The following is a 24703-nucleotide window of genomic DNA, read 5'->3' on the forward strand; positions in this document are numbered from 1 at the left end:
TATTTATTTATGTGTTTCGATAACTGATAATCTGTCAAACATTTCTCAATTAAGTCTCGCTCACTTTATTCGCTCTAGAGGTAAGGATTCAGGTGCAAGCATGAGGAATAAGAGAAGGATAAGAACAATGTCCAACTGTAGCTTGTAAAGTCTGTTGAAAAAAAGTAATCACCGAACGTCCTTGCAAACGACAAGATTGAATTGCACTCAGCAGGTTGGCTGTATGTTGAAACCGTTCGATGGAACGAGAGCCACCACAAACTTTCCGCTTGGTTACAGCAGTTCTCAAACATCGTTCAGCTAGATTATTGTCGGGGGGTATCTGAGGATGTGTCAGAAAATACCACCATTGCTCCGCCTTATCACGCAGCGAACGTAGCAGTTTTCCAGCTTCATGACCAGCATTCTTGAGCCAAGTCTTAATTGCGCTAGTCACTCGCCTTCGGAAATCCTCTGCCCAATCTCGATAGTGGCTTTCCTGATGGGTCTGTCGCCAAACCCGATGTTGCTTAAATGCCTCATCAATTAGAGACAGAAAGGTGGTAGCAATTTCTTGGTTATCTACCCCTTTAGTCTTTAACAGTTTTTGAAAATGACGACGTAGATGAGCCAAACACTTTTGTTGTCCTGCTACTGAATAGCCGTTGTAGACACTAAAATCGTCGCTAATCAAAACTCCATCATAGAATACTCCTAATACAGCTTCCAATTCTCTGCGTTTTCTAGTATCGCCGGCATGAAACAGGCAGAACTCTGACCCAGCTAAAACCCAGAGCCATTCTTTGACTCCTTTAACTGAGCAGGGGGTTTCGTCACAATGTAGAGGAGGATGCTCTGAATTAATCGACTTTTTCAACCCTTCAACACTGTTGATACTCGCTTGTTGTACTCGTTCGTTCATTGGTGGCAACTAAAGTTCCCCTACTAATTTCTATTGCTCCCAGTTCCCACAACAGTTCTTGCTGTTTAGCATAGGACATATGAGCATAGTTTCCCAGCCAGGAAAGTAACCCCTGTAGTCTGACTCCCAAGTCTTGACCTGGAATCATTGTGGGAGACCGTCGAGCTGCCTCTATTGCTCCACACTTGCCGCATTGACAGTGATGACGTTGGTACTCTACGACTTGTATCGGTTTTGCCACCAACTGGGCTACCTGTTGAGTATCTACTCGTACCCCCTTAGTCTTCCATTGTTGATTTCCACAGTTGGAGCAGATGGTCGGTTTCAATACTTCGTAGCGGTCTACACGCCCAAATCCTTTTCTCGTCTTCCCTTGATGTCCTGGTTGTCCTCCTGGTTTTCTTTTTGTCTCTTTTTTGGCTTCTTCCAACCCTACTTCTGGTTTTCTCTCGCTTTTTTTCAGCAAGTCAGTTGAAGGGGGTTTCGATGAGGTTTGGCTGTCGAGGTTGAGGCTCTGTTCCAGTTGTTCTATTCTTTTTTCTAGCTTCTCAATCAGCTTTTGTTGGGTAGTCACGATTTCTGCCAGTTTCTCATTGGACAACTGGCGCAGTTCTTCGGCTTTGAAGGGGTGATTAGCTTCGCTCATTATTGGCTACTTTAATCTCTTTTTCCTTTTTGTCAACCCTGATACCTGAATCCTTACCTCTAGAGAGCGATCGCTTTTAAGACAAAATTGCGATCGCCAATGTAACTTCAGTGGAAATTTATTTATATACAAAAAGCTCTGTTAACTTATCACGTAGCTTTTGTTATCAGTGCTGACGTGGAAGATACTCTCAAGTTTAATTTTCTGCATACTCAAAACTTTGCGCTCTAATAAGCCTTTTGCGCAATACGAAAATAAAATTTACAAAACAGACAAGTAAATTTGCTGAAATCTTAACATAATTGCCGATTTAGATATTCTAGAATAATTCGAGCAGGTGTATGTATTTGAGGCTTCAATAAGACTTCAATTTCGTCAATCTAACTTTATTTTCCATCATTTATAACCGGACAGTTTTCCTGTTGCTCTCAACTAGAGTGTTTTAGACAGATATATCATACATAATGGTTACTATCAATTTCAGTCAAATCGGTTCTTTTAACAGCATTCAAGGTGGTTCGAGTGTTCTCACCAACCCGACTTCTATTCAGTTTGGACCCGACGGACGGCTTTATGTCGCCGAGCAAAATGGGGCAATTAATGCCTTTACAGTAGCAATTGAAAATGGCGAGTATGTTGCCACGGAACACGAGGAATTGCTACTCCCAGATGGCAGCGGTGTCGTGCAATCAATTCAGAATCACGACGATGACGGTTCTCCAAATAATAATATTACCAATCGACAGGTTACGGGAATCGTCGTTACGGGAACGGCAGAAAATCCCGTAGTGTACGTCTCCTCAAGCGATCCGCGGATCGCCCAAGGCGGTGAAGTGAATCTCGATACGAATTCGGGTGTTATCACTCGGCTCACCTGGACTGGTACCGAGTGGGAGGCAGTAGATATCGTCCGCGGTCTACCGCGTTCGGAAGAGAATCACTCGGTCAATGGTATGGTGCTTAGTCCCGATGGAACAAACCTATACCTCGCGGTCGGTGGCAATACGAATAATGGGGCACCTTCCCAATTTTTCTCCTATACGGGAGAATATGCCCTATCGGGTACGGTTCTCGAAATCGACCTCCAAGACATCGAAAGTCGTCCGATCTTGACCGATCCGGCTGGTGGTCAGAATGGTACATCGCGTCAATATGTCTACGATCTACCTACCCTTGACGACCCGACTCTACTTAACGGCGGAAGCGAGGAGGACATTAATGGACTAGATATTGATGGTCCGTGGGGTGGTAATGATGGCTTTAACATGGCAATTTTGCCAGACGATGCTCCCTTGCGAATTTTTGCTGATGGTCTGCGCAATCACTACGACCTGGTATTAACTGCAGCTGGTAATTTCTACACCGTTGATAATGGTTCTAATGGCGGTCTTGGCGGCGATCCGGTTTTTATTGATGGCGAGGCTACGAACCTACCTAATGATGGAGGTCCTGGCGATCCCGAACCGCTATTTTTGCTTGAAGATGGTGGCTATTACGGTCATCCCGCTCCAGCACGTTCCAACCAGGATCTTCCTTGGACGGTCTATAACGACAGCGGAGAGCCAGACACTTCATTAACGCCTAACAGTGTTCCCAACTTAGCCGACTTAGTTCCCAGTGGAGTAGCGATCGCAGATAATTTTATTATCGACCCAACTAAGTTTACAGGCGACGCCACACGCCTAGCCCAAAGTGGCATTCGCATCGAACGTGATAGCCCCGAAAGTAACGCTCTGGTTACTCTCGGCTCATCTAGTAATGGTCTGGTAGAATTTACTGGCGACGCTTTTGACGGTGCCTTGCAAGGTTCCTTGCTAGTGACTCAATTTAATAGTAATGTGACCCTGCTGAATCTCAGTGACGATGGCACTTCCCTGGAGCCTTTAGTCGATCCTGGTGAGGATGGCATTCTGGGTACGGCAGATGACGAAATTATCGATACTGACGGTGTTTTCTCTTTGATTACCGGTCAGTCCCAGCCGCTGGATGTAACTATCGGTCCCGATAACACGATTTGGGTTGCTGAGTTTGGTCCCGATAATATCAACGTCTTTGCACCGTCAGACGAAACAATCAACCAACTTGATGTCGACGATGACTCTATCCTTAATGTCGATGACCCGTTTATTAGGGATGCCACCAATGGTACCTCAGTTCAACTGTTTCCCGGTCAGACATTGCTGTGGGATTTCGATGATAACTCGGATAATAATCTACCCGGACCTAACGGCTATGCCACTGGTTTGACAGGAGTGATGATTGATAGTTCGACTGATTTTGAACAATTTTTCCAAGAACCTTCAACTCTACCCGGTCAGCTAGTTAAACTCGACAATGTTAAGTTTGCCACTGCTGCTGGTGGCGGTACAACTCTAATTGAAAACGTTTCCAATGGCGATCCTTTTCAGACGAATAATTCGGGCGAGTATTTGTTTCACACGGGCGTAACGATTTCGCCTACGGTCGATACCTTCACGATTAATTGGAGCATATTCAATCCAGCTAGCGCCTTAACGGGACCATTCCAGCAGATAGGTGGCTACATTGGTACTGGCGATCAGAGTAATTACCTCAAGCTCGTTGCCATTCAGTCTCCTGAAGGCGAAATTCAAATTTTACTTGAAGATAACGATGTCGTTCTGGCTTCGTCGTTTATCCAAGCCGATGGGCTATTTGACGTACCAGATAACCAACAAATCTTCTTTGAGTTAGAAATCGACCCAACCGCTGCAACTGCGACTCCCACAATTACTTACCAAACTGGTGGCGGTAACACCACTACCGTATCGGGCACGTCTATCGATTTAAGCGGTACTGCCGTCCTCGATGCAATTCTAGGTAATTATACCGTTCAGGGACAAGACGCTGGTCTGGCAGTGGGTCTTCTCTCTTCGAACACCGGACAACCAGAGGCAAGCACTTTCCAGGCTATCTTTAATGACATTGAGATTACCGCAAGCGAAGATCCTTCGGCAACCGTACTGTATCGGGTGAATGCGGGGGGTCCAGAGATAGCGGCGATCGATGGTGGCATCGCCTGGACGGCAGACACCACTACCAACATCAGCCCCTTCCTCGTCGAGCCCGGCAGTAACAATACGGCTTCATTCCCTGCCGTCGAGCCCGGTCCTACAGTGATTGGCACTACCCCCGGTGCGATCTTCGATACCGAGCGTTGGGACCAACCCACAGCACCGGAAATGCAATGGGCTTTCGATACTCCTGTAGCTGGGGTGTACGAAGTGCGACTGTTCTTAGGTAATGGCTTTAGCGGTACCAACGACCCCGGTGAGCGAGTATTTGATGTAGCACTCGAAGGCAGCGTACCGACTAATCTCGACGATATCGACCTGTCCCAACAGTTCGGCAATGAAGTGGGCGGCATGATTACCAACACGGTTAATGTGACCGATGGTACCCTCAACATCGAGTTTTTGCACGGCGTGGAAAATCCCTTGGTCAATGGGATTGAGATTATTCAACTAGGGGACGGAACGGCGATGACGCCAACGGTTTCTATTATTGGCGGACCGATTACCGCCAACGAAAGCGATCCTCAAGTGCAGATTTCCTTGCTGAGCGATATTACTGTACCCAGTGACGAGACAGTTGACGTGACTTTTGAAATCGTTCCCGGTACGGCAACTCCTCAGCAAGATTACGAATACCAGTCGGCAACTGCTAGCTTCGACCAGCAGACGGGAGTTTATACTGATACGGTTTCAATTGCTGGGGGTTCCTCGGATGTAACTGTCTTAATCGATCTGCTTCAGGATACCCTGCCGGAGACGGACGAAGATTTTGTGGTTAAAATCACTGAGGTTAGTGCCAATGCTCAAATTGGCACCGATTCTACCACGGTTACCATCCAGGACGATGATTCGACTGATGGAGCAGCAGTCCTCTCGATAACGGAGGATAGCGACAATGTTCAGATATCGAACTTTGGCAGCAATTCCTTTCAAATTGTCAATACAGGCGACAAACAAATCGCCCAGGTAGAAATTGATGTCACCGACGCGCTCTATCCGGATACCGTCTTCGATCCGTTTGGACTGGCAGGAGATACTGTTTCGAAACCACTGACTATCGATACCAATGGCGGTACTGGTATCGTTGCACCCAGTAATGCTTCCTACATTGGTGCTGGAGGTATGGCAGGTTTTGAAGCCATTCAGCTTGTCTTTGATGAGAATGTTGATGGTGGATTCGACCCTGAAGAGACACTCGGTTTCTCAGTCGATATGGATCCTAACTCGGTCGCAGGTGCCGAGAAAACTCCCCTTGATGCCGGCTCTAATCCCTCTTGGGATGTTGGTGGTGTCTCTGGTGCAGAACTGATCGGATCGACCTTCACCGTTACCTTTGCTGATGGGACTACTACAACCGGTCAACTGCAAAGTGTCGGCAATCAGGCTGGCTCTCACGCGTTGGCATCCCAGACTTCCCCAGAGCTTTCAGTATCTCTCACAGTAAACGGTCTAAGTGCAGGTGGTCTAGGAAACTACGATGAAAACGGACCGAGCGTAATTGTCAATGGTCCAGCCGGACAGACGGCAAGGGTAGTCTTGACCAAGGGCTTTATCCAACCTGTTAGCCTCGATCCCTTTCTCAACGGCACAACCGAGCAACAGCAATTTGCTGCCACTCTTCAGTCTCAGTTAGACGAGTTGGCGGCATCAGATTTCCCAGCCAATAACGCAGTAGAGTTTCAGACCGTTGACGTTCTGTTAACTGGCGAAGACCAGGACATTTCAGAGCTGTTCAATTTCACAGGCGTTCCCAACTTCACCTTTGAGGGAGAAGAGCAACTTCCCTTGGGCTTTGCAGCAAGCATCATCGATCCTTCAAACAACGATTTGCCCCTCGGTCCCGTAACCCAGCCGATTTATTTAGAATTTGCAGGAACGGGACAAAATGAAGTCTCGATCGCTGCCGACCAAAACGCAGCCGAACCCGATGTAGACGGACAATTTACCGTCAGTCTCAATGAGGTAGCGAGTACTGATACGGTTGTTAGTTATACCGTTACAGGTACGGCAACCCCTGACGGAGACTACACCGCTCTAACGGGTACAGTAACGATCCCACAAGGGGAGTTGTTTGCCTCGATTGAGGTTACGACCCTTGACGACCTGGAGCAAGAGGGAGAAGAAAGCGTTATTGTAACTCTTGAGGAGATTACTACAGGAGATAGCAATATCGTCGTAGGTGCAGGTAACACGGCTACTGTCACTATTGTCGATGATGATGACGTACTTCCAACGACCACTACCATTGAAGCTGAAGACGTAGCTAATACCACAGGCTATCGCATTGAAAACAACAGTGTAGCTTCAGACGGACAAATGCTGAGTCTAGTCGGACAAGGAGGCGGTGAAATCGGTACCGCTACCTTCGATTTTAATGGGACATCGGGTCAGTATAACGTGGTTATCGGAACTTTCGATGAAAATGATGGTGAAGCTACCCTTGAGTTGACACAGAACGATAACCTCATTGGTACTAGCGTTCTCGACCAAAACCCCGGCGGTAATGCTGCTAGTGTTGATACTCAAGTGGAACTGACAATAGCTACAGGTGTGACGATAGCTAACGGCGATACTTTTACTCTCACTGGCTTTGAGGAAGAAAGCGAACATGCCCGCTTTGACTTTATCCGTTTTGAACCCGTCGGGGATGTAGCGGAAGAACCTCCTGTCATCACTACTGCTAGTTCGATTTCTGTCCCTGAAAATCAGACGACAGTTTTGGATGTGAATGCCACGGATGTCAATGGTGACATGGAAGGAAACGGACTAACTTACAGTCTCACAGATGGCGCAGACCAAGGAGCTTTTGCGATCGCTCCAAATACTGGTGTATTAAGCTTTGCTACCGCTCCTGACTTTGAAAATCCGCAAGATAATAACGGCGACAACGTCTATGAAGTTGAACTCACCGTTACTGACTCCAATAACCTCAGCGATATGCAGCTAATTAATGTTACTGTCTTTGATGTGGATGAGACTTCTGGAGATACTCCGATTCTTCTAGAAGCTGAGAATGCTGACAGCATTGTTAACTACCGTACAGAAAACATCAGTGTTGCTTCTGGAAATCAAGTACTCACCTTCTTGGGAGGAAGTACTGATGAAACTGGCAGTGCCACTTTTGAATTTGATGAAGCTTCAGGAACTTACGACATTGTCGTGGGAACTTTTGATGAAAATGATGGTTTAGCTGAATTTACAGTCGAACTTAACGATATTGAAACCGCCACTATTACTGAAATTGGCAATCTTGAGTTAAATGCTAATCTCGGTAGCAATCTGGCTAATGCCCAAACTGCTATCAGTCCAATAGTTGCCTCTGGAATCGAGTTAACCCCCGGTGACAGTATCATAGTGAATGGCTTTGAGGAGAGTTCTGAGCACGCCCGACTTGATTTTATTCAACTTAATCCTGTAATTTAAAGGCGGTTTTACAGACTGTATTTTAGATTAGGGTATTTTAAGATCGAGAGAATCTGTGAACCAAAGGAAGAAGGGAAAAAGAATATACAAACTTGTTGTCTTTTACCCCTCTTTTTTAAAAGAAAAATTTTAGATAAAAGGTTGTTAAACTCAGGGACTTTCTCCACCTTGAATAACTTCTCTGATTCGATAAATTGGTCTTCGTTGAGATTCATGATAGGTACGCATTAATAATTCAGTTACCAACCCAAAACAAAACAATTGAATCCCCGTTATTACTAATAAAACTGCCAGAATTAACAAAGGACGATCGCCGATATTTTGTTGAAAGACCAATTTAACAACAGTTAAATACAAACCCATGGCGATCCCAGTTACCAAAGAAATTAGACCCCAAAAGCCAAATACGTGCATCGGTCGAGTCAGAAACCGCTTCATAAAAAAAACCGTCAGCAAGTCCATCACCACTCGAATCGTTCTGCCCAAACCATATTTACTGCTTCCAAAACGACGAGGATAATGTCTGACGGGGATTTCGGTAATTCTCGCTCCTTCGATATAAGCTAGGGCGGGCAAGAAGCGATGTAGTTCGCCATAAAGATTCATATCTGCGATCAGTTCGCCGCGATAGGCTTTGAGAGAACAGCCGTAGTCATGAATCTTAACTCCCGTTACTTTAGCGATCAGCCAATTAGCAATCTTTGAAGGAAGCAATCTGGTTAAAGCTTTGTCCTGTCTTTTTTGTCGCCAGCCGCTGACTAAGTCGTATCCTTCATTTAGTTTGGCAAGTAGCAGGGGAATGTCTGCAGGATCGTTTTGTAAGTCGCCGTCGAGAGTAACGATTACTCTACCTTCTGCACATTCAAAGCCCGCCGCCATTGCGGGAGTTTGACCGTAGTTGCGTCGTAAAATTACCGCTTTGAGATCGCTACGTTGTCGGGCAAGATCGCTTAATATTTGGGTCGAACCGTCTCGCGAACCGTCATCAACACAAATGATTTCGTAATTGAGTTTGGTCTCTTTGACCGCTAGGACGATCGCTTCGATTAAACCAGGAATGCTTTCGGCTTCGTTGTATATCGGTACGACTACTGATAAATCTAGCTGCGCTGGGGCGATCGCTTCAATACCATAAGCATTTTCGATAAAAGATGGCATTTTTTGGATAATTAAATCAATTTTGGCTATCTCGCAGTTTATACTAAATAGATTAAATCGGTAAAGAAAGTAAACTACTCTGGCATTCGCTCATACCAGACGATCTATAAAGATAATTGTTTGAGTTTTCAGGAAAATTTTCTCCTTAAATAAATACTAACGGCTTGTTTTTTAAGGGCGCGAAAGCTTCGGCATCAAAGCGATATAGGCTAGCAGGACGACCGGCACCACGAGAGACTTTAACCCCAGTATCCGAGAGAATACCTAGCTTGAGCAAGCGCGATCTAAAGTTGGAGTAGTCGGAAAAGTTTTCTCCCAAAACCGTACAGTAAAGCTGATAAACTTCATTTAAGGTAAATTCTCGGGGTAAAACTTCAAAGGCGATCGGGCTGTATTCTAATTTGTTGCGCAGACGATTATAGCCGTATTCTAAAATGCGATTGTGATCGAAAGCTAAAGTTGGCACTTCTTTGACTCGATACCAGTAATTTTCCAGAGACGATCGCTCGATTATTTTTACTTCTTCGTATCTTACTAGGGCAAAGTAGCTGACCGATAAATATCTCACGCCAAAACTTTCGGGTTTTTCTCTGGGATCTCTTCCCGGTTCGCCAAAAGTATATAGCTGTTCTAAGTACAGATTGTTAACCTGAATTTTTTCAGCTAGGGTACGATATGCCGCCGCTTCTAAGGATTCACCTTGTCGGACTAGAGTTCCTGGTAAACTCCAGCAATTAACAAAAGGTTCTTCGGTTCTTTTGCGCAATAAAACTAGCAAGCGATTGTGCTGAGTATCGACAGAAAAAATAACGTTGTCGACTCCAACTTTAAAGTCGGCTAATTTTGCTGCCGCAGGCTGGGAACGGTCTAGATTTTTGCCCCAAGTAGCTGGTTCTATCTTCATACTTTTTCCTCTTTTTTAGTTTCAGCTTCTGAAGCATATAGACGATGTCGAGCAATATAGTTTTCTACCGCTGGAGTTAAAACTCGCTCGTCTCCTTGCACCCGATATGCACTAGAAGATACTTGAGGCGCATCCAGATTAGCGATCGTATACTCACCACCGAGATTTTCCAAAGATTTTAAATCGGCGCGATCGATTTCATATCCAGAACGAGGAATAATTAACACTTTTACTTTAGTTAACAATTCTTCAATTCGATACCAGCTAGTTATTTGTGGTAGAACATCTGCACCGATGGTTAAGATAAACTCTGCGTTATCTTCCCAAATTTTTCTAGCTTTATTTACGGTAATTAAAGTACGGCGATCGCTTAATTCCGAGTGCAGGCTGATATTATCTCGGGGTACGTCGATCTCTTCGATGACTAAGCGCAACATTTCGCTGCGGTAATCTAAAGGAGTCTGATGCTGTTTGAATGGATTATCTGAAGCCCACACTACTACTAAATCGTAATGTAGAGCTAACCAGCGTAAAATAGATTGATGTCCTGCGGTTGGCGGATCGGCACTCGTACCAAAAAGGGCGATTCTTTTCATAGTTGACGATAGACTGTTGATGACTGTCGATTTAGATTTAAATGTTTATTGGCGATCGAGTTGACTCTTGACTGAGACTCGCAGTGACTCTAAAGCATTACTAATTTCTGCGGTAATTGGTATGGGATTGTCGAGTTGACGCACGGTAGAAGGTAGAGAGGCAACTGTGTTAGCAGTGCGTTGGCGAATCGCATCTAAAGTTTCCGAGTTTAGTTTTCTTTTACCGTCTTGCATCATTAATTGCAATAAAGATCGTTCGTTCTGGTTGGGGGTTTCAGTAGCCAAACCCAAGCGATCGCCTTGCAAGAAATTGCCATTGAAAGTACGGAAAATTTGTTTGCGACCTGGATAGGTAGCTTTACTGCTAGACTCCTTCATCGTGGGAATATCGTCGATTTCTACTAATTTATATACTCCGTTGACTGGCTTACCCGTCACCAATTTGGTTCCGATGCCATAACCGTCGATAGCCGCACCTTCTTTTCGCAAGCGAGCGATTTCTGCTTCTCCTACGTCGCCACTGACAAAAATATTGACTTCAGGTAGTTGCGATCGCACTTTTTGGGATAATTCGACTAAATCTCCCGAATCGATTCTGACACCGGTGACGTTTATTTCCCCTTTGGCTACCTGTTCTTTTAGGCGTTTTGCGGTTGCTACAGTGTCGTAGGTATCGATTAACAAGGGTGCGGAGGGAAAATAACTCAAAAAGGCTTTAAAAGCTTCGTCTTCACTTCCGGCGATCGCGTCAAATGCCATAATCAAGGCATGAGCCATGGTACCTGTAGGTTTTTTTCCTAGTTTTAAAGCGGCTAAAACGTTAGAGGTGCTGTCAAAACCTGCTGCTAGTGCCGCTCTTGCTGCCCAAATCGCTCCTTGAGGACTAAAGGCTCTACGGGTACCAAATTCTAAGAGATTGGCTCGTTCTCCCGCTAAATCTCTCATTTTGGCGGCTTTAGTAGCTATTAGAGTTTGATAGTTAATCGTATTGAGTAAATAAGTTTCTACCAATTGGGCTTGCCACAGTGGGGCTTCAATCCTTAAGAGCGGCTCATTGGCAAAAATTGCCGTTCCTTCTGGTACTGCCCAAACATCTCCGGTAAAAGTTCCCGACTCTAGCAAGCTCCAAAATTCAGCAGGTGCGTCATCGAAGATACCCGTTTCTTTCAAGGCTGCTATTTGCGCTTCGCTAAATGATAGTTCTTCGAGATATGCTAAGGCTTGCTCTAAACCCATAGCGATCAGGTAGCCAAAGCCTTCTGGTAAATGGCGGACGAACAGTTCAAAGCTAGCTCGTTTATCGGCAATACCTTCTCCCCCATAGCAAGCAATCATGGTTAGCTCGTACAAATCGGTTAGTAAAGAATTGTCTTGGGAAGTAATGTTTAGCTGTCGTTCTGATATCATCTTGTTTAATAGAAAATAACAATCTATTTTTGGTAAATTTTACTATAAATAAAATAACAAAAATCTAGCTTGGTCACAGATTACTTCATCCTCAAATTACAGAGAAGCCACCTTGGCGTATTCGATTGCTAAAAAATGGCTGGATTTGAAGCAAAATTAGACCAGAGCTAGAGCATAAATTCTTTATCCGATCCCCGAAATTCACTCCGACGGACTTAGAGCTACAGTAATTATCGAATAAATTAAATATACCTGGTAAACAAGAGGCAAGAGACAAAAGGTAATAGTGATTTGAGAGATGCGATCGAGTTTGAATGTGTAGTTAACGAATTTAAAAACCGCCGTACTTCAAAAAGTTCATTTTTCGATGGAGTAAAATCGAAGTGAAATAGCTTTGAGTTAAAACTATACTTTAGATGACAGTAATTCAATTGATTTATGTTATAGACAAAAATCAATAGAAATTGATCCAAAATAACTTTCCAGAGATCTTCTTAGCGATTGATAATTAAATAATCTAAATAAATTTAAATAATCGTATCGATAAATGAGAAAATACTCAGTTTTTAGCTAATAATTTAATTAGAAAGATTGTTTTTTGTAAGTTTATTAGGAGCTTAACTATGATTTCTAAAATGATTAGAAATATCTTGGAATATGTGGGTGAAGGTTTTGCTCGTATCTTTAGTCCCAATATCGACGAATATCCGGTTATTGGCGTACAGCCATTTTCAGGAGAAGTCTACCATCCTAATTCTAAATTCGATTGGTAAAACTGAGTTGCAGACTTATTGTGCATCTATCGCCACATTTTTTTTAGCAAACAAGGTTAATGCTAATCAATACTCGTACATAAGTCTGGTTTTTGGATTTTCAAATTAAATTTATAATTTAGCGATCGTAGTGCGATCGCACTTTTTTTTGTTCGTTAATAGCCTCTAGAGTAGTAAAAATGCATTTTGAAGTAAAAGGGAAGAAGTAAATTATCGAAACTTTCTTCTTTGCTTCTCGATCGTTCTCTGTTACTTCTCGGCTGACTACTTTTAATGTTCTCAAAACTCAAGTAGGATTGCTATATATCATATATAGCTAATTGTTAAAATTCACAATGAATGGCAAAAATTTTGGTCGATCTTCCTTACCTCATACTAACTCTCATCATCAGGTAGGAATGCTAACTGTCTTCCGTCTGGGTTTGTTTAACCTGGGATTGGGATTAATGGCGGTGTTAACTCTCGCCGTACTCAACCGAGTAATGATTAGCGAATTGGGTATTCCAGCAGCAGTTACGGCAGGGGTTTTGTCTTTGTCGTTGTTTGTTTCACCTGCTAGAGTTTGGTTCGGACAACTATCAGATACTAAACCGCTATTTAATAAGCATCGTACTAGTTACGTACTATTAGGAACTGCTGTTTTTGGCTTAGCAGTATTCTTAGCGGTGCAAGCAGTATGGCAACTAGGTGCGATTGTCAGGAATAGTGGTGGTTGGTTGTGGAATTATCAGACCATTGGTTGGACGGCTGTTCTGGCGTTAATTATGGCAGTGTACGGACTGGCAGTAAGTGCGAGTTCTACTCCTTTTACTGCTTTGCTGGTAGACATTTCCGAAGAGCAAAACCGTTCTAAATTAGTCGCGGTAGTTTGGTCGATGTTGATGGTAGGTATCGTCATCGGTGGGGTAAGCGGTAGTGTGGTGTTTAAAAATATCGAAGCCGAAGGGATGGTTGCCGGTCAAATTCCCTTAGAAATTTTACAGCCACCAATTAATTTAGTATTTAGCTTAGTTCCTTTTTTGGTTTTTGCTTTAGCGTTAATTGCTACTTGGGGAGTAGAAAAAAAATATTCTCGCTTTACTACTCGTTATAGTTCAGAGGATCGCGAGGATAAAGTTACTTTGGGTAGAGCGATAAGAATTTTAACTGCTAGTCGGCAAACGGGAATCTTTTTTACTTTTTTATGTTTATTGACTGTTAGTCTGTTCATGCAGGAGGCAGTTCTAGAACCCTATGGCGGCGAAGTATTTGGTATGTCTATCGCCGAAACTACTTTACTCAATTCCTACTGGGGGATCGGAATTCTGATCGGTTACAGTCTGACTGGTTTTTTAATCGTGCCGCGCTTGGGTAAAAAATTGAGCACCAAAATCGGCTGTGGTTTAGTCGCGCTGTGTTTTCTTTTAATTATCTTTTCTGGCTTTACCCAAAAAGAAATGGCTCTCAAAAATGCTTTGATTTTATTTGGTGCGGCGACAGGGATAGCAACGGTTGGCGGTGTTAGTCTCATGCTCGATCTCACCGCAGCAGCGACGGCAGGAACGTTTATCGGTGCGTGGGGACTAGCACAGGCAATATCTAGAGGTGCGGCTACTTTTATTGGGGGAGTAGTTTTAGATCTGGGTAAGGCTATTTTGACCAATCCATTACCCGCCTATAGTTTGGTTTTTGCCATTCAGGCAGTGGTGATGCTTGGTGCGATCGCCGTTCTCAATCGAGTTGACGTTAGAGAATTTAAAGAAAGTACTAGAAAAGCAGTAGTTACAGTGATGGAGGGAGATTTGGATGGGTGAAATCTATCTTCAATAGTCGCACCATTTTCTAAAATAACAACTAAGGAAATCAGGGCTTTATTAGGAAAATAGATGTTTTCAATCTCGTCTGAAGCTTCGTATAAAACTGTATGAAGCGGAAGTTCGACAGACTTTAAATGAGGCTCGAGACGTTGATATTCAGTTTCTGGCAAAGATGAGAGGAGACAATTAGCCGATCGCGAAAGATCTTGAGGCATAAGACTTAATCTTTTTATATTGTGCTGCGGTAAAATTAACCAAGGGCACAAAAGAAAAATTAAGTCTAAATCTAAATTTTAAATTCGATGTCACTCGATAAATTTATTAGCAAATAGCTAATAAATTTATCGAATTTTAATTTTTTGTTCTGTACGTAAACGTATATAGCAAGTGACAAGCCCGAATCGATCGAGCTAAGTCTTTAAATACTTCTAATTACTTCTTCTTTTTTACTTTTTTCGTCGAGCAAACCTAGTTCAATCGAGAAAGCTCAAGTCTAATGTGTTTGACGTTGGTTGCTGATACTTAACAATAGCGGAAGATTGGGAAGCGCGATCGCAGGATAAAATTAATAGCCAACTCCGTAGAACTTCCGCCACACTCCAGGCTTGAGCAAAACAGCCTCTGGGGGTAAAGGGTAAATTTCCATCGAAAATTTCGCTGATGTTGCCCAGACAGCCAGCTTGCAGATGCTGCGCCATTGGTTCGAGAAAACTCCGCGCCACTGCTGGATTTCGATATGCCGTCAGATGTGCCTGAACGAAATGCCCGATTAACCATCCCCAAGTGGTACCCTGATGATATGCTCCGTCGCGCTGGTAGCGATCGCCGCCATAAACGCCTACATAATCTGGATGACTGGGGGCAAGCGATCGCAGTCCGTAGGAAGTTAGTAAAGTTTGGGCGACTTTATCGACAATAAGTCTTTGTCTGCTGCGATCGAATAGAGGAGAACTGGTTTGCTTGCTAGTTAGGATATTGGGCAGAGAAACGGCAAAAATTTGATTGGGACGTAAAGCATCATCGTTGCCATTAGGAGTATCGATGACATCAAAACAATAACCTCCCGAAGCATACCAAAATTTTTCAAATCCCGTTCGGGTGGTTGCCATCATTTCTTGAATTTTGTCATCGTAATAGCCCAAAACACCGCAAAAATAGCTCATGCAGGCTAAGGCATTGTACCAGAGAGCGTTTACTTCTACTGGTTTACCAACGCGCGGTGTAACTACCCAATCATCTACCTTGGCATCCATCCAGGTAAGCTGTACTCCTGGTTCCCCAGCATAAATCAAACCGTCATCGTCTAAATGAATGTTGTAGCGAGTACCTTTAATATGCCAGTCAATAATTTCTAATAGTTGGGGAAATAAATCCGAGAGAAACTTGCGATCTTTAGTAGTTTCGTAATAATCGCGAACCGCTTCAAAATACCAGAGAGTAGCATCGACGGTATTATATTCTGGGCGATCGCCTCGGTCGGGAAAAACGTTGGGTAACATTCCCCTGTCTGTATATCGACCAAAAGTTCTTAGAATATCGCGGGCAATTTCAAAGCGACCCGTCGCGATCGCCAATCCTGGTAGACTAATCATGGTATCTCTACCCCAGTCGGTAAACCAGGGATAACCGGCAATAATCGTTTTCCCCGGCAGGCGATCGACCACAAAGCGATCTGCCGCTAAAACTAATTGTTCGATCCATTTTGGGCTATCGTGGCGATCGAGATTATGTTGCCAATTCCAAGTTTCGATTAACTGTAGATCGCGATCGCGCTGGCGTTTAAAAGCTGTTTGGCGATCGAAAGTAAGATCGAATTTATCCTTAGTGCTAGCAATTACGGTTAATTTATCATCTGGCTGAAGAGTAACCTTAATAGTTGCTACGTGCAAATGATCTTCTAAATGAGCCAAACCGCGATATCGTTCTACAGGCAAGTAAAAGTTTTGATACCAAACTGACTCTAGTTGCCACTCTATATTATCTGGCTCGACTCCAGCCAAAGATAAATATAGTGGTTCGGCTCCATCTACCGCAGTAATACAGATGCCGTTTTCTCTTGCTTCGATCTCAGTCTGCCAGCGATCGCTCTTGGTATTGCCGTGATGATCGCGATAGTTAATTAGGAACTCGATCGTGAGAGTTAGAGCCTGACTAGCACGAATCAAATGATAATCGACATAAGTAGTATTTTCGCCCCATTCCAGCCAAATCCGCTTGTTTAATAAGGTATCGGCACAGGCAAAACTCCACAGGGGAACCGTTCCTTCTAAAGTAAAACTTTCTAGATTTAAATAACCTTCAGGTGCGACAGTTCCATCTGCCCAGAGGTTAGTATCGAGAGGATAGGCTTGCTGGTTATACTCGACTGTTTCTGCCAACTTGGTTAGCAGCAAAGTCCGCCCTACCGGTGGCTCTAAAGCCGCGATCGCCAGTCCATGATAGCATCTAGTTATTATCCCCGAAATCGTGCCGCAAGCATAACCGCCAATGCCGTTAGTCACCAACCATTCTCTTTCCGTAGCGGCTTGAAGATCGTTACAAATCTCTCTACCAATCATGGTTGCAAAACTTGTTGTTGGGCAGCGAGTAACTCTTTAATGCCTGTTTCTGCCAAATCTAACATTTGGTTTAGTTGCGATCGCCTGAAGCTTTGAGATTCGGCAGTCCCCTGAATTTCAATTAGCTCCAGTTTTCCGTTCATCACCACATTTAAATCGACATCTGCTGCCAAGTCTTCAGGATAATTCAAGTCTAAAAAAACTTCTCCTTCAATTAATCCCACAGAAATTGCCGCTACGGGTTTTAATAGGGGAGAACTGGTTAATTCTCCCTGCTGTATCAGTTTATTAATGCCGTGTGCCAGCGCGACATAACCTCCGGTAATTGCTGCGGTGCGAGTTCCCGCATCTGCCTGCAGGACATCTGCATCAATAGTAATGGTTCTCTCGCCAATTGCCTTAAGGTCTACCGCCGCTCTCAAACTGCGTCCAATCAATCTTTGAATTTCTTGGGTACGTCCCGATAGCTTGAGTAGTTCTCGCGCCTGACGGGAGGCAGTTGCCCCAGGTAACATTCTATACTCTGCTGTCAACCATCCCTGTCCGCTATCGACAAGAAAGGGAGGAACTTTTGACTGAACACTAACGGTGCAAAGAATTTTGGTATTGCCACAGCTAGTCAGAACTGAAGCGGTAGGACTACTGATAAAATCGAGCTCAAAACTATGGGAGCGAAGGCGATCGCTAGAGCGGTTATCCGGACGTTTCCAGGGCACAATACTTTACATTTCTCCAATAACTGTCATTTCAAAGTATTGCAGATAATTAGCATATTATTCAGTTCTAATAGTTCTATTTTCTTTTCTGGTCTGGCTTCTTGGCTACAGGGAGTTTTCAATACTCTAATAATGCAATCAATGTTAAACAAGATATTTTATAAAAATTTAAGAATTTTGAAATTCCAACTTAATCTCAGCTTTTGCGTTTATGGTGGATAGAGGCAAGAAAGATATCAGACGATCTTGCTCTACTGTATTCTGATAGGAATTTTTGTGAAAATAGCATCCCATTTCCTAATTTCATTGCTTTTGGCCGCTTTAATGAGCTTTGCCGCTCCTGTAGTTTTAATTGGAATTATTTTGGGAGTGTTATCGCTCGCTAGCTATTTTCCAGGCCTAATTGTTTTTCGCCAGGGAACTATTCATGTCTTGGAGTTTTTAGCCGTGTTCGGTAATGGTAAACCTTTTCAAGGGATAGTTACTCTAGGACTAACGGTTGGTGTAGTTGGAGTTCTGCTCGATATCTTTAATTTCTACCGCTATCAAAGTCTTCGAGATTAGTCAAAATATATATACTTTTAATTCAGCTCGATGTTAATAATATCAATATAATATTCTGTCCTTCTTGTTAGTCAAAGCACATTTATGGCGATCGCTACCAGCCATAGAGCGACAATGTGCGCTTAGCTACACCGATTTCTGGGAATCTTACCAACAAGTGCTTCCCAGTAGATGCCACTAGCCATAGGTAAAAATACAGGCAAAACTAATTATATTGAGAGATTTAACTGTACTTTACGTCAAAGAATCTCTCGGTTAGTCAAGAAAACTCTTCGATTTTCCAAAAAAGTTGAAAATCATGTCGGTGCTGTTTGGTATCTCCTACACCATTACAACTCATTCTTACTTGTTTAGAACTACCAATTTGACTAAATTCAACATAAAGCAGAGTTAGACCTAGTTACTCAGGGTTAGACCTAGTTATTCTTATTTTTCAAGTTATCATCTTCCCCTTCCCGGGGATAAGCATTTTTTATTTAGCAGAACTACGGTACTATAACCAATACTATCGCCAATGAAATTGCGAGTTAGCTCGAGAGTGGTTACGTGTTGCTAACTAAATCCAATAGTTGACGGTAATATTTCCCATATTTTGTCAAAGTAACTTTTTATATCTAGAGAACGACAACAATGGCTTACAAATTACCATCTGTTTCTTACGACTACACCACATTAGAATCATCAATTTCTAAAAGGACTATAGAATTTCATCCCGCTCGATACCATGCTACCCACGTTAGTAAATCCGAGCGGGAATTACTCCTCCAAGTATATAAAAAAGGCGAAGAAATACCTCTCTTCGATTCTGGAATTTGGCAAGTCGCTCGGGGTGTAGTTCAATTGAGCAAAATCAGTCACGATGGTCAAGAAGTAATTTTGGGATGGGCAACTGCTAATTCTTCTTTTGGCAATTGGTATAATGAGCATTACAGCTATCGTGTTTTGGCTCTGTCTAATGTATATGTAAAACGTTATTCGCCTAAAGATATTGAAAAAAACCCTGTACTAGCCCGTCGCTTACTAGCACAGTTGAGCATTCGCCTGATTAAGTTGGAGCAATTACTAGCGGTTACAGGGTTAAGAAAAACAGAAGAGCGTTTATGGCAGTTATTATTAATTCTCAAACAAGAAATGGGTCAAGCTATAACTGAAGGTACTCGCCTGCAAATTCGTTTTACCCATAAGAATTTAGCAGATATTATTGGTACCACCAGAGTGACGGTTACCAGAATTTTAGGTGAGATTCAGCAAAAAGGCTGGATCGCTCTCGATAGCGATCGCCATATTATCGTTAAAAGTAGAAAGAGCCATACTTAAGTTGGCAGAGCTAAAATCAGCATAACTCAAATTTGCTTGACTGAGACACGATCGCCAGGCAACTTGCAAAATTAATGTTACTGAAACTAGAGCCTTTCTCGTTCTTTCAATGTAGATAGCTTCAGTTTTTTAAACGTTTAGAGCGCCGTGCAGATCGCGATCGAAAAAATGAAGGAGAGCGCACAAAGTAAAGTACTGAAGATAGTTAAGTTTTTCCGTAAGTTAAGCTAGAGAGTTTTGCAGTGATTTTTTACCCAAAATAATAACGAATATTTTGAGTACACAAAAGCTAATGACCTTACCTTAAAATACTGATAACTTACTTAGAAATACTAATACCCTCACCACTCTAGAAATTTTATAGCTCCTCTGCATCAATAGTTATAAATATCTGAGTATAGATTTAATAAATTTAAATCAATTTATATTCGGTTTGACAATAAAAATTTTAAAAGGACTTCTGGTATAAACAAAACAGCATCAAAGTTATTTAGGAGTCTTAATACTTAGGTTGAAATTAGAGATATCGATGTGGTCACACTCGTTAGTAGAAGGATTGAGCAATGTACAGGCAAATCTCAAGAGTCAAATAAAATTGCTCCAAAATTGCTGGAACAAAAATTCAAACAGTTAAACAATAATTAGCAAAGAAGGAGGTAAAAACTATGCTCTCTTTGGTTTTAGGCTTGGGCTTTATTTTATTAGGGGTATTGCCACAAGGATATCTAAGTTTCTACTTATTAAAGAAAATGGAAAGCCAAATAAAAACCAAACACACGAATAAACACATGAAAAATCGCTTAGTACGGGACAAAAAATTGAAGGAGGGGTTGCAAAAAGAGATAGGAAAAGGGTTTTATAGAAAGTTACCACACTAACAATAAAACCCTATGAACGAGATTAGCTTACTTCGTAATACATTAAAACCCCTCTTGGGATGGCATGGAGCGCGACTAAGTTTTCTGGCTTTGTTTCTTATTGCTCTGCTGCGGGTAAAAACGATTAATTTAGCAGAAATAGCGACGGGATTTAGAAATCAAGCCAAAATAAACTCCAACTCTGAAGGGGTGACAAGGGAGCTAGAAAGATTGCTGGATAATAAACATAGCTCGTAGACCCCTCTGGTAAAAAGGCAGCTTATTGAGATTGAGCCACATCAATTTGTTTATCCATTCCTTCATCAAGGTAAATGAAACCAGCCAGCTACTACCATATAAACCAAGCCAAAAGTAGCTGTTGCGAGTCAAAGATTGTTTAATTTTTCGATGGCGACCGATGTATTTAGACTGACCTCGAAGGCTAAGAGTATGTCCTTTGAACACCGAGTGAGTGTAAGCAATGGCGATGAGCAAAACTAGACGAGTAAGGCGTTCAATCTGAGCTTGCGACCCCTCGAGATTGTAGCCACCTGACTTGCAATCTTTAAACATCGCCTCAATCCCTACGCGCTTTTTATAGGCTTTGACAGCTTCAGGTAAATTGGGTAAATTTGTCAGCAGATACCAGGGTTCCTTTGCCCCCATGCCTCGGTAAATACGTCGCCAATAGACCCCTAAATAAATCCCCGAAACTTGATGCAGTTGAGTGACTTTAGTTTCTTGATAAAACCGTTGGTCTCCTGGATTAACGTCTAGGTCTTTTAAGGGAGTAAAACCTAATTGAGTTACCATTATCTTCGTACTCTTTCTCTGTCGAAGCACAAAGTAGACCTGCTGCTGGGTCAGCCACTTAGCTAGTTCAACACTCTGGAATTCTCTGTCTCCTAAAATAACGATTTGGTGTTGTTTAAACAGCTTCAATACTGGACGTAATATGGCTTTTTGTTGAGCGAAGTTACTGGCTCCTTTCTTCTCTAGAAACTGCCAGTATATAGGCAAAGCTCTTTTCGCCATCACTACTCCAACCATGAACAGATTTTTATCTTGCCATTGAGTTCTATCTAAGACTAGATAAATTGTCTGGTCTGGCAAGAATTTCTTTTGAACTACTTCTTTGACTATGGGAAACCAGACTAACGAAACTGATAAAGCTGAGGACTTCAAAAACCTTTGGATTCGGCGACGACGGCTCTCATATTTAATTGGTAAAGGGAAGTATGCAGCTAGTCTTTCTATCTTTACTTGTTTGTAGGTCTGGATAAGGTATACCAGCACTTCCAAAGTAATTAGTTGGTCATCACTCAGATAACGTGAAAGATGATTGCGGTACAATTGGTTTAACATTTTTTAGGGTTCGGTCGGATTCTCAATAACTGACCGAATCTTTTTTACCATAGGTTGTCTCTGTTCCCTACACTGTCTGACTTCTCACAGGGTTGTCACCCCGTCAGACTCCAACTACAAGCGGTTGCAGAGATTCTTTAAAGATTACGACCTAGAATATGCGGTGATAGCAAGAGTGATTGTGACTTTGATGGACATCCCTGAGCCATGGATTCTCAGTTTAGACCGAACCGAGTGGTCGTTTGGACAAATTCGCTTTAACATCCTCAGGACTTACGCACTTCAGCACTCTAAACCTTGATTTACCGTTACTGACTCGCTGCTCAAACAACGAAATTTCATTCAACTGCGTAAGTCCTGATCCTAATGCTAGCTGTGGTTCATCAAGGAGTGGCTTATCCTCTGATGTGGGAGTTCTTAGACAAGAAAGGCAACTCAAACAGTGAAGAACGAATCGATTTATTGGGTAGATTCTCTCAAGAATTTCCCGATGTGGAAATTGCTTATATTTGTGGCGATAGAGAGTTTATTGGCAAATTATGGTTAACTTATCTTCTGATTGAGCCTACGTTTTCTTTTCGTCTTCGCCTTCGAGAAAGTGACCTTATTAGTGATGGTCAAAAATCTCTCTCAGCTAAAATTCTGTTTGCTCATCTTCAACCTGGTTAACAAGCCATCTTGAATTCTCCTCGATGGGTTTGGGGTAGATTCGTCTATGTCTCAGCTTTACGTCTTGATGATGGCGAATTATTAGTTGTGATTTCTTCCGATTCTCCTAAAACGGCTATTGCTAATTACGGACATCGTTGGCGTATTGAAACTTTGTTTGGCATGTTTAAGACCAGAGGCTTTAATCTTGAATCGACTCATTTCATCGATTCGCAGCGGTTAAGTAAACTTCTAGCTTTAATGGCTTTGGCTATGTGTTGGGCGATGAAAGTTGGAACTTGGCTGCATTCTCACCAACCTCTGAAAGTTAAAAAACACCGAAGACGAGAAACAAGTCTTGTCCGTTATGGTCTTGACCATTTACGTTCTATTGTTAATGATATCGACTTGAAACACTATGAATTTTTAGAGTGCTTACAATTTTTGTCCTTGTATCTTGAATTTAGGATCTCAAATCCTGATACTTTAGAAAAAGTAGTAGACCGTCCTTCCCTTGGTTAATTAAAACCGTGATTTAGCTAGGGTCGCTACTCTCCTCTCAGTTTAATCAACTCAAACAATCACTAGGGGAATTAGACCCCGCATTCTGCAAGGAAGAGTCAGAACCCAGAGGAAAAAGCTAAAAATTTTTAATAAGAACAATGGAACAACAACAGTGGGTGGGAATCGATGTCTGTCAGAAATATCTCGATGTCTACATCTGCCCGATAGGAAAGTTATTTCAAGTAACTAATGATGATTCTGGAATTAGTGAGTTAGTCAAGATACTTATAGAAATCAAACCAGAGTTAATCGTCTTGGAAGCCACAGGAGGCATGGAACTAACCGCAGCCATCGAACTAACTCAAGTAGGGTTAGCAGTAGCAATTATCAATCCCCGTCAAGCTAAGGACACGGGTGCTGAGGTTGCCTCAGCACCGTGAGCTGTCCGTAGAGACTTTGCTAAAGCCACAGGGCAGTTAGCCAAAACCGATGCTATTGATGCGAAAATTTTGGCGCACTTCTAGAAATGCTATACGCCCTCAAGTCAGAGCAATTAAAGACGAATCATCCCGTCAATTAGAAGACTTGGTACAGCGTCGTCGTCAAATTAGCGACATGATTACCGCCGAGAAAAATCGTCTTCGAGGTAAAAGTAACGTAGTGCAATCGGGCATTAGCGAACACATTGAATGGCTAGAAGCAAAACTCAAAGAAATCGAATCACAAATCAAAGACGCGATTGCGCTCCGCGCACTGGCAAAGCCAATCGCTAGCGATGAAGATTGGAAGCAGAAACAGAAGTTACTCACCAGTGTCCCTGGAGTTGGAGAAGTAGTAGCTACGACTTTAATTTCATCTTTACCCGAATTAGGCAAGCTTTGTTTACTCGACAAGGGCAAACTCAAGAAGGTTGCTTTGACTGCCTGTATGCACAAGCTGCTTATTTTGCTTAACGCAATGGTCAGAGATAGTCAAACTTGGCAACCTCAAACTACCAACTAAATGTCACAATCTTGATTAAGAGAGAAACATCAAGTGAATTTCACTGTGATGATAGTTTTCTCTGGATTGATTTAGTTTTTAGCGATCGCCTGAAACTACAAAATTAGACTTGACATTCAAGACAATCGCTAAATCCCTATTTCCCTAAACGAGAAGTATTGAGATCTGAGTAGTCGAGCTCTTCATTAGAGAGAGCTTCCAGCTTGGCTTCTTGTTCTTCAGTGAGTCGAACGGTTTTCTTGGGGCCGGGCGTGTAGTTAACGGTTGCCATAACTTTTCACCTCTTTGAGGTTTGGGAAATGTATTTACCGATCTTGAACGGCTTCTATTTGGTTTGGGTGTAGCTGCAGTACCTTTAACTTAATTAAACAAGATAAAAACAAAAACAGAGTAGCTCTATTAAAAATAATTTAGCTCCTTTCCCTTATTATTTGAGACTAGATTTTGATTTAACGGCAGAAATTGATGAAAAATGGCGCGTTCGATGGAAAAATCCGTAGTGCTGGACGCAAGAGCGTTGTTTTTGGTTCGCTTGC

General features: G+C 42.6%; 15 protein-coding genes and 5 pseudogenes. 10 read left to right on the forward strand and 10 right to left on the reverse strand.

Annotated features, from left to right (window positions below; all coding sequences use genetic code 11):
* Positions 1-88 precede the first annotated feature (88 nt).
* A pseudogene (gene tnpC / locus ACLFKQ_RS12520) lies at positions 89-1547 on the reverse strand (IS66 family transposase).
* 464 nt (positions 1548-2011) lie between these two features.
* Here tnpC and ACLFKQ_RS12525 point away from each other — a divergent pair.
* On the forward strand, positions 2012-8002 hold the full coding sequence (locus tag ACLFKQ_RS12525; protein WP_449000134.1) for a Calx-beta domain-containing protein: 5991 nt from the start codon (positions 2012-2014) through the stop codon (positions 8000-8002).
* Positions 8003-8152: 150 nt separating this feature from the next.
* Here ACLFKQ_RS12525 and ACLFKQ_RS12530 read toward each other — a convergent pair whose 3' ends face one another.
* From ACLFKQ_RS12530 to ACLFKQ_RS12545, 4 genes are all read right to left on the reverse strand, one after another.
* Positions 8153-9160 carry a glycosyltransferase family 2 protein gene (locus ACLFKQ_RS12530; RefSeq protein ID WP_449000135.1) on the reverse strand — a complete coding sequence of 336 codons (1008 nt, stop codon included), beginning with the start codon at positions 9158-9160 and terminating at the stop codon, positions 8153-8155.
* A 145-nt stretch (positions 9161-9305) separates the two neighbouring features.
* Positions 9306-10064 carry an NUDIX hydrolase gene (locus ACLFKQ_RS12535; RefSeq protein WP_449000136.1) on the reverse strand — a complete coding sequence of 253 codons (759 nt, stop codon included), beginning with the start codon at positions 10062-10064 and terminating at the stop codon, positions 9306-9308.
* Positions 10061-10660, reverse strand: coding sequence for a nicotinate-nucleotide adenylyltransferase (locus ACLFKQ_RS12540; protein ID WP_449000137.1), 600 nt, complete (start codon positions 10658-10660; stop codon positions 10061-10063). The genes ACLFKQ_RS12535 and ACLFKQ_RS12540 overlap by 4 nt, the downstream gene beginning before the upstream one ends.
* Positions 10661-10705: 45 nt before the next feature.
* On the reverse strand, positions 10706-12067 hold the full coding sequence (locus tag ACLFKQ_RS12545; RefSeq protein WP_449000138.1) for a nicotinate phosphoribosyltransferase: 1362 nt from the start codon (positions 12065-12067) through the stop codon (positions 10706-10708).
* A gap of 623 nt (positions 12068-12690) precedes the next feature.
* Here ACLFKQ_RS12545 and ACLFKQ_RS12550 point away from each other — a divergent pair.
* Positions 12691-12840: a hypothetical protein gene (locus ACLFKQ_RS12550; RefSeq protein ID WP_449000139.1), complete on the forward strand. Its 150-nt coding sequence runs from the start codon at positions 12691-12693 to the stop codon at positions 12838-12840.
* A 118-nt stretch (positions 12841-12958) separates the two neighbouring features.
* Here ACLFKQ_RS12550 and ACLFKQ_RS12555 read toward each other — a convergent pair whose 3' ends face one another.
* A complete protein-coding gene (locus tag ACLFKQ_RS12555; RefSeq protein ID WP_449000140.1) occupies positions 12959-13123 on the reverse strand; it encodes a hypothetical protein in 165 nt (54 codons plus the stop codon).
* A 52-nt stretch (positions 13124-13175) separates the two neighbouring features.
* Here ACLFKQ_RS12555 and ACLFKQ_RS12560 point away from each other — a divergent pair, with 52 nt between their 5' ends.
* On the forward strand, positions 13176-14633 hold the full coding sequence (locus ACLFKQ_RS12560) for a BCD family MFS transporter (protein WP_449000141.1): 1458 nt from the start codon (positions 13176-13178) through the stop codon (positions 14631-14633).
* Positions 14634-15109: 476 nt separating this feature from the next.
* Here ACLFKQ_RS12560 and ACLFKQ_RS12565 read toward each other — a convergent pair whose 3' ends face one another.
* Positions 15110-17194 carry an amylo-alpha-1,6-glucosidase gene (locus ACLFKQ_RS12565; RefSeq protein ID WP_449000142.1) on the reverse strand — a complete coding sequence of 695 codons (2085 nt, stop codon included), beginning with the start codon at positions 17192-17194 and terminating at the stop codon, positions 15110-15112.
* Positions 17191-17910: a ribonuclease PH gene (gene rph, locus ACLFKQ_RS12570; RefSeq protein WP_449000143.1), complete on the reverse strand. Its 720-nt coding sequence runs from the start codon at positions 17908-17910 to the stop codon at positions 17191-17193. The genes ACLFKQ_RS12565 and rph overlap by 4 nt, the downstream gene beginning before the upstream one ends.
* A 276-nt stretch (positions 17911-18186) precedes the next feature.
* On the opposite strand from rph, the gene ACLFKQ_RS12575 reads away from it, so the two are divergent.
* The 5 genes and pseudogenes from ACLFKQ_RS12575 to ACLFKQ_RS12595 all read left to right on the forward strand — a co-directional run.
* Positions 18187-18474: a hypothetical protein gene (locus ACLFKQ_RS12575; RefSeq protein ID WP_449000144.1), complete on the forward strand. Its 288-nt coding sequence runs from the start codon at positions 18187-18189 to the stop codon at positions 18472-18474.
* Positions 18475-18556: 82 nt separating this feature from the next.
* A pseudogene (locus ACLFKQ_RS12580) lies at positions 18557-18828 on the forward strand (IS1 family transposase); the annotation flags it as partial.
* Between the two features lie 276 nt (positions 18829-19104).
* Positions 19105-19791, forward strand: coding sequence for a helix-turn-helix domain-containing protein (locus ACLFKQ_RS12585; RefSeq protein ID WP_449000145.1), 687 nt, complete (start codon positions 19105-19107; stop codon positions 19789-19791).
* A 665-nt stretch (positions 19792-20456) separates the two neighbouring features.
* The gene (locus ACLFKQ_RS12590) at positions 20457-20669 is read left to right on the forward strand and encodes a hypothetical protein (protein WP_449000146.1); all 213 of its coding nucleotides are present in this window, start codon (positions 20457-20459) and stop codon (positions 20667-20669) included.
* A gap of 12 nt (positions 20670-20681) precedes the next feature.
* Positions 20682-20867: pseudogene (locus tag ACLFKQ_RS12595) on the forward strand (IS4 family transposase); the annotation flags it as partial.
* Between the two features lie 3 nt (positions 20868-20870).
* On the opposite strand, the gene ACLFKQ_RS12600 reads toward ACLFKQ_RS12595, so the two are convergent.
* Entirely contained in the window at positions 20871-22013 is a 1143-nt protein-coding gene (locus tag ACLFKQ_RS12600) for an IS4 family transposase (RefSeq protein ID WP_448998311.1), read from the reverse strand.
* Positions 22014-22092: 79 nt separating this feature from the next.
* Between ACLFKQ_RS12600 and ACLFKQ_RS12605 the strand changes: the two are divergent.
* Both ACLFKQ_RS12605 and ACLFKQ_RS12610 read left to right on the forward strand, forming a co-directional pair.
* A pseudogene (locus tag ACLFKQ_RS12605) lies at positions 22093-23111 on the forward strand (IS4 family transposase); the annotation flags it as partial.
* A gap of 212 nt (positions 23112-23323) precedes the next feature.
* Positions 23324-24167 (forward strand): annotated as a pseudogene (locus tag ACLFKQ_RS12610) (IS110 family transposase).
* 136 nt (positions 24168-24303) lie between these two features.
* On the opposite strand, the gene ACLFKQ_RS12615 reads toward ACLFKQ_RS12610, so the two are convergent.
* Positions 24304-24438 (reverse strand): hypothetical protein, encoded by a 135-nt coding sequence (locus ACLFKQ_RS12615; RefSeq protein ID WP_449000147.1) that lies wholly within the window; start codon positions 24436-24438, stop codon positions 24304-24306.
* Between the last annotated feature and the right edge of the window lie 265 nt (positions 24439-24703).

This window comes from Myxosarcina sp. GI1(2024) (assembly GCF_053543375.1).

Excerpts from the sequence above, each read along its gene's own strand:
- ACLFKQ_RS12565 (WP_449000142.1), bottom strand. The coding sequence starts at position 17,194 with ATGATTGGTAGAGAGATTTGTAACGATCTTCAAGCCGCTACGGAAAGA.
- ACLFKQ_RS12535 (WP_449000136.1), bottom strand. The coding sequence starts at position 10,064 with ATGAAGATAGAACCAGCTACTTGGGGCAAAAATCTAGACCGTTCCCAG.
- ACLFKQ_RS12560 (WP_449000141.1), top strand. The coding sequence starts at position 13,176 with ATGAATGGCAAAAATTTTGGTCGATCTTCCTTACCTCATACTAACTCT.
- ACLFKQ_RS12530 (WP_449000135.1), bottom strand. The coding sequence starts at position 9,160 with ATGCCATCTTTTATCGAAAATGCTTATGGTATTGAAGCGATCGCCCCA.
- ACLFKQ_RS12585 (WP_449000145.1), top strand. The coding sequence starts at position 19,105 with ATGGCTTACAAATTACCATCTGTTTCTTACGACTACACCACATTAGAA.
- ACLFKQ_RS12550 (WP_449000139.1), top strand. The coding sequence starts at position 12,691 with ATGATTTCTAAAATGATTAGAAATATCTTGGAATATGTGGGTGAAGGT.
- ACLFKQ_RS12545 (WP_449000138.1), bottom strand. The coding sequence starts at position 12,067 with ATGATATCAGAACGACAGCTAAACATTACTTCCCAAGACAATTCTTTA.
- ACLFKQ_RS12540 (WP_449000137.1), bottom strand. The coding sequence starts at position 10,660 with ATGAAAAGAATCGCCCTTTTTGGTACGAGTGCCGATCCGCCAACCGCA.
- ACLFKQ_RS12600 (WP_448998311.1), bottom strand. The coding sequence starts at position 22,013 with ATGTTAAACCAATTGTACCGCAATCATCTTTCACGTTATCTGAGTGAT.
- ACLFKQ_RS12590 (WP_449000146.1), top strand. The coding sequence starts at position 20,457 with ATGCTCTCTTTGGTTTTAGGCTTGGGCTTTATTTTATTAGGGGTATTG.
- ACLFKQ_RS12525 (WP_449000134.1), top strand. The coding sequence starts at position 2,012 with ATGGTTACTATCAATTTCAGTCAAATCGGTTCTTTTAACAGCATTCAA.
- ACLFKQ_RS12615 (WP_449000147.1), bottom strand. The coding sequence starts at position 24,438 with ATGGCAACCGTTAACTACACGCCCGGCCCCAAGAAAACCGTTCGACTC.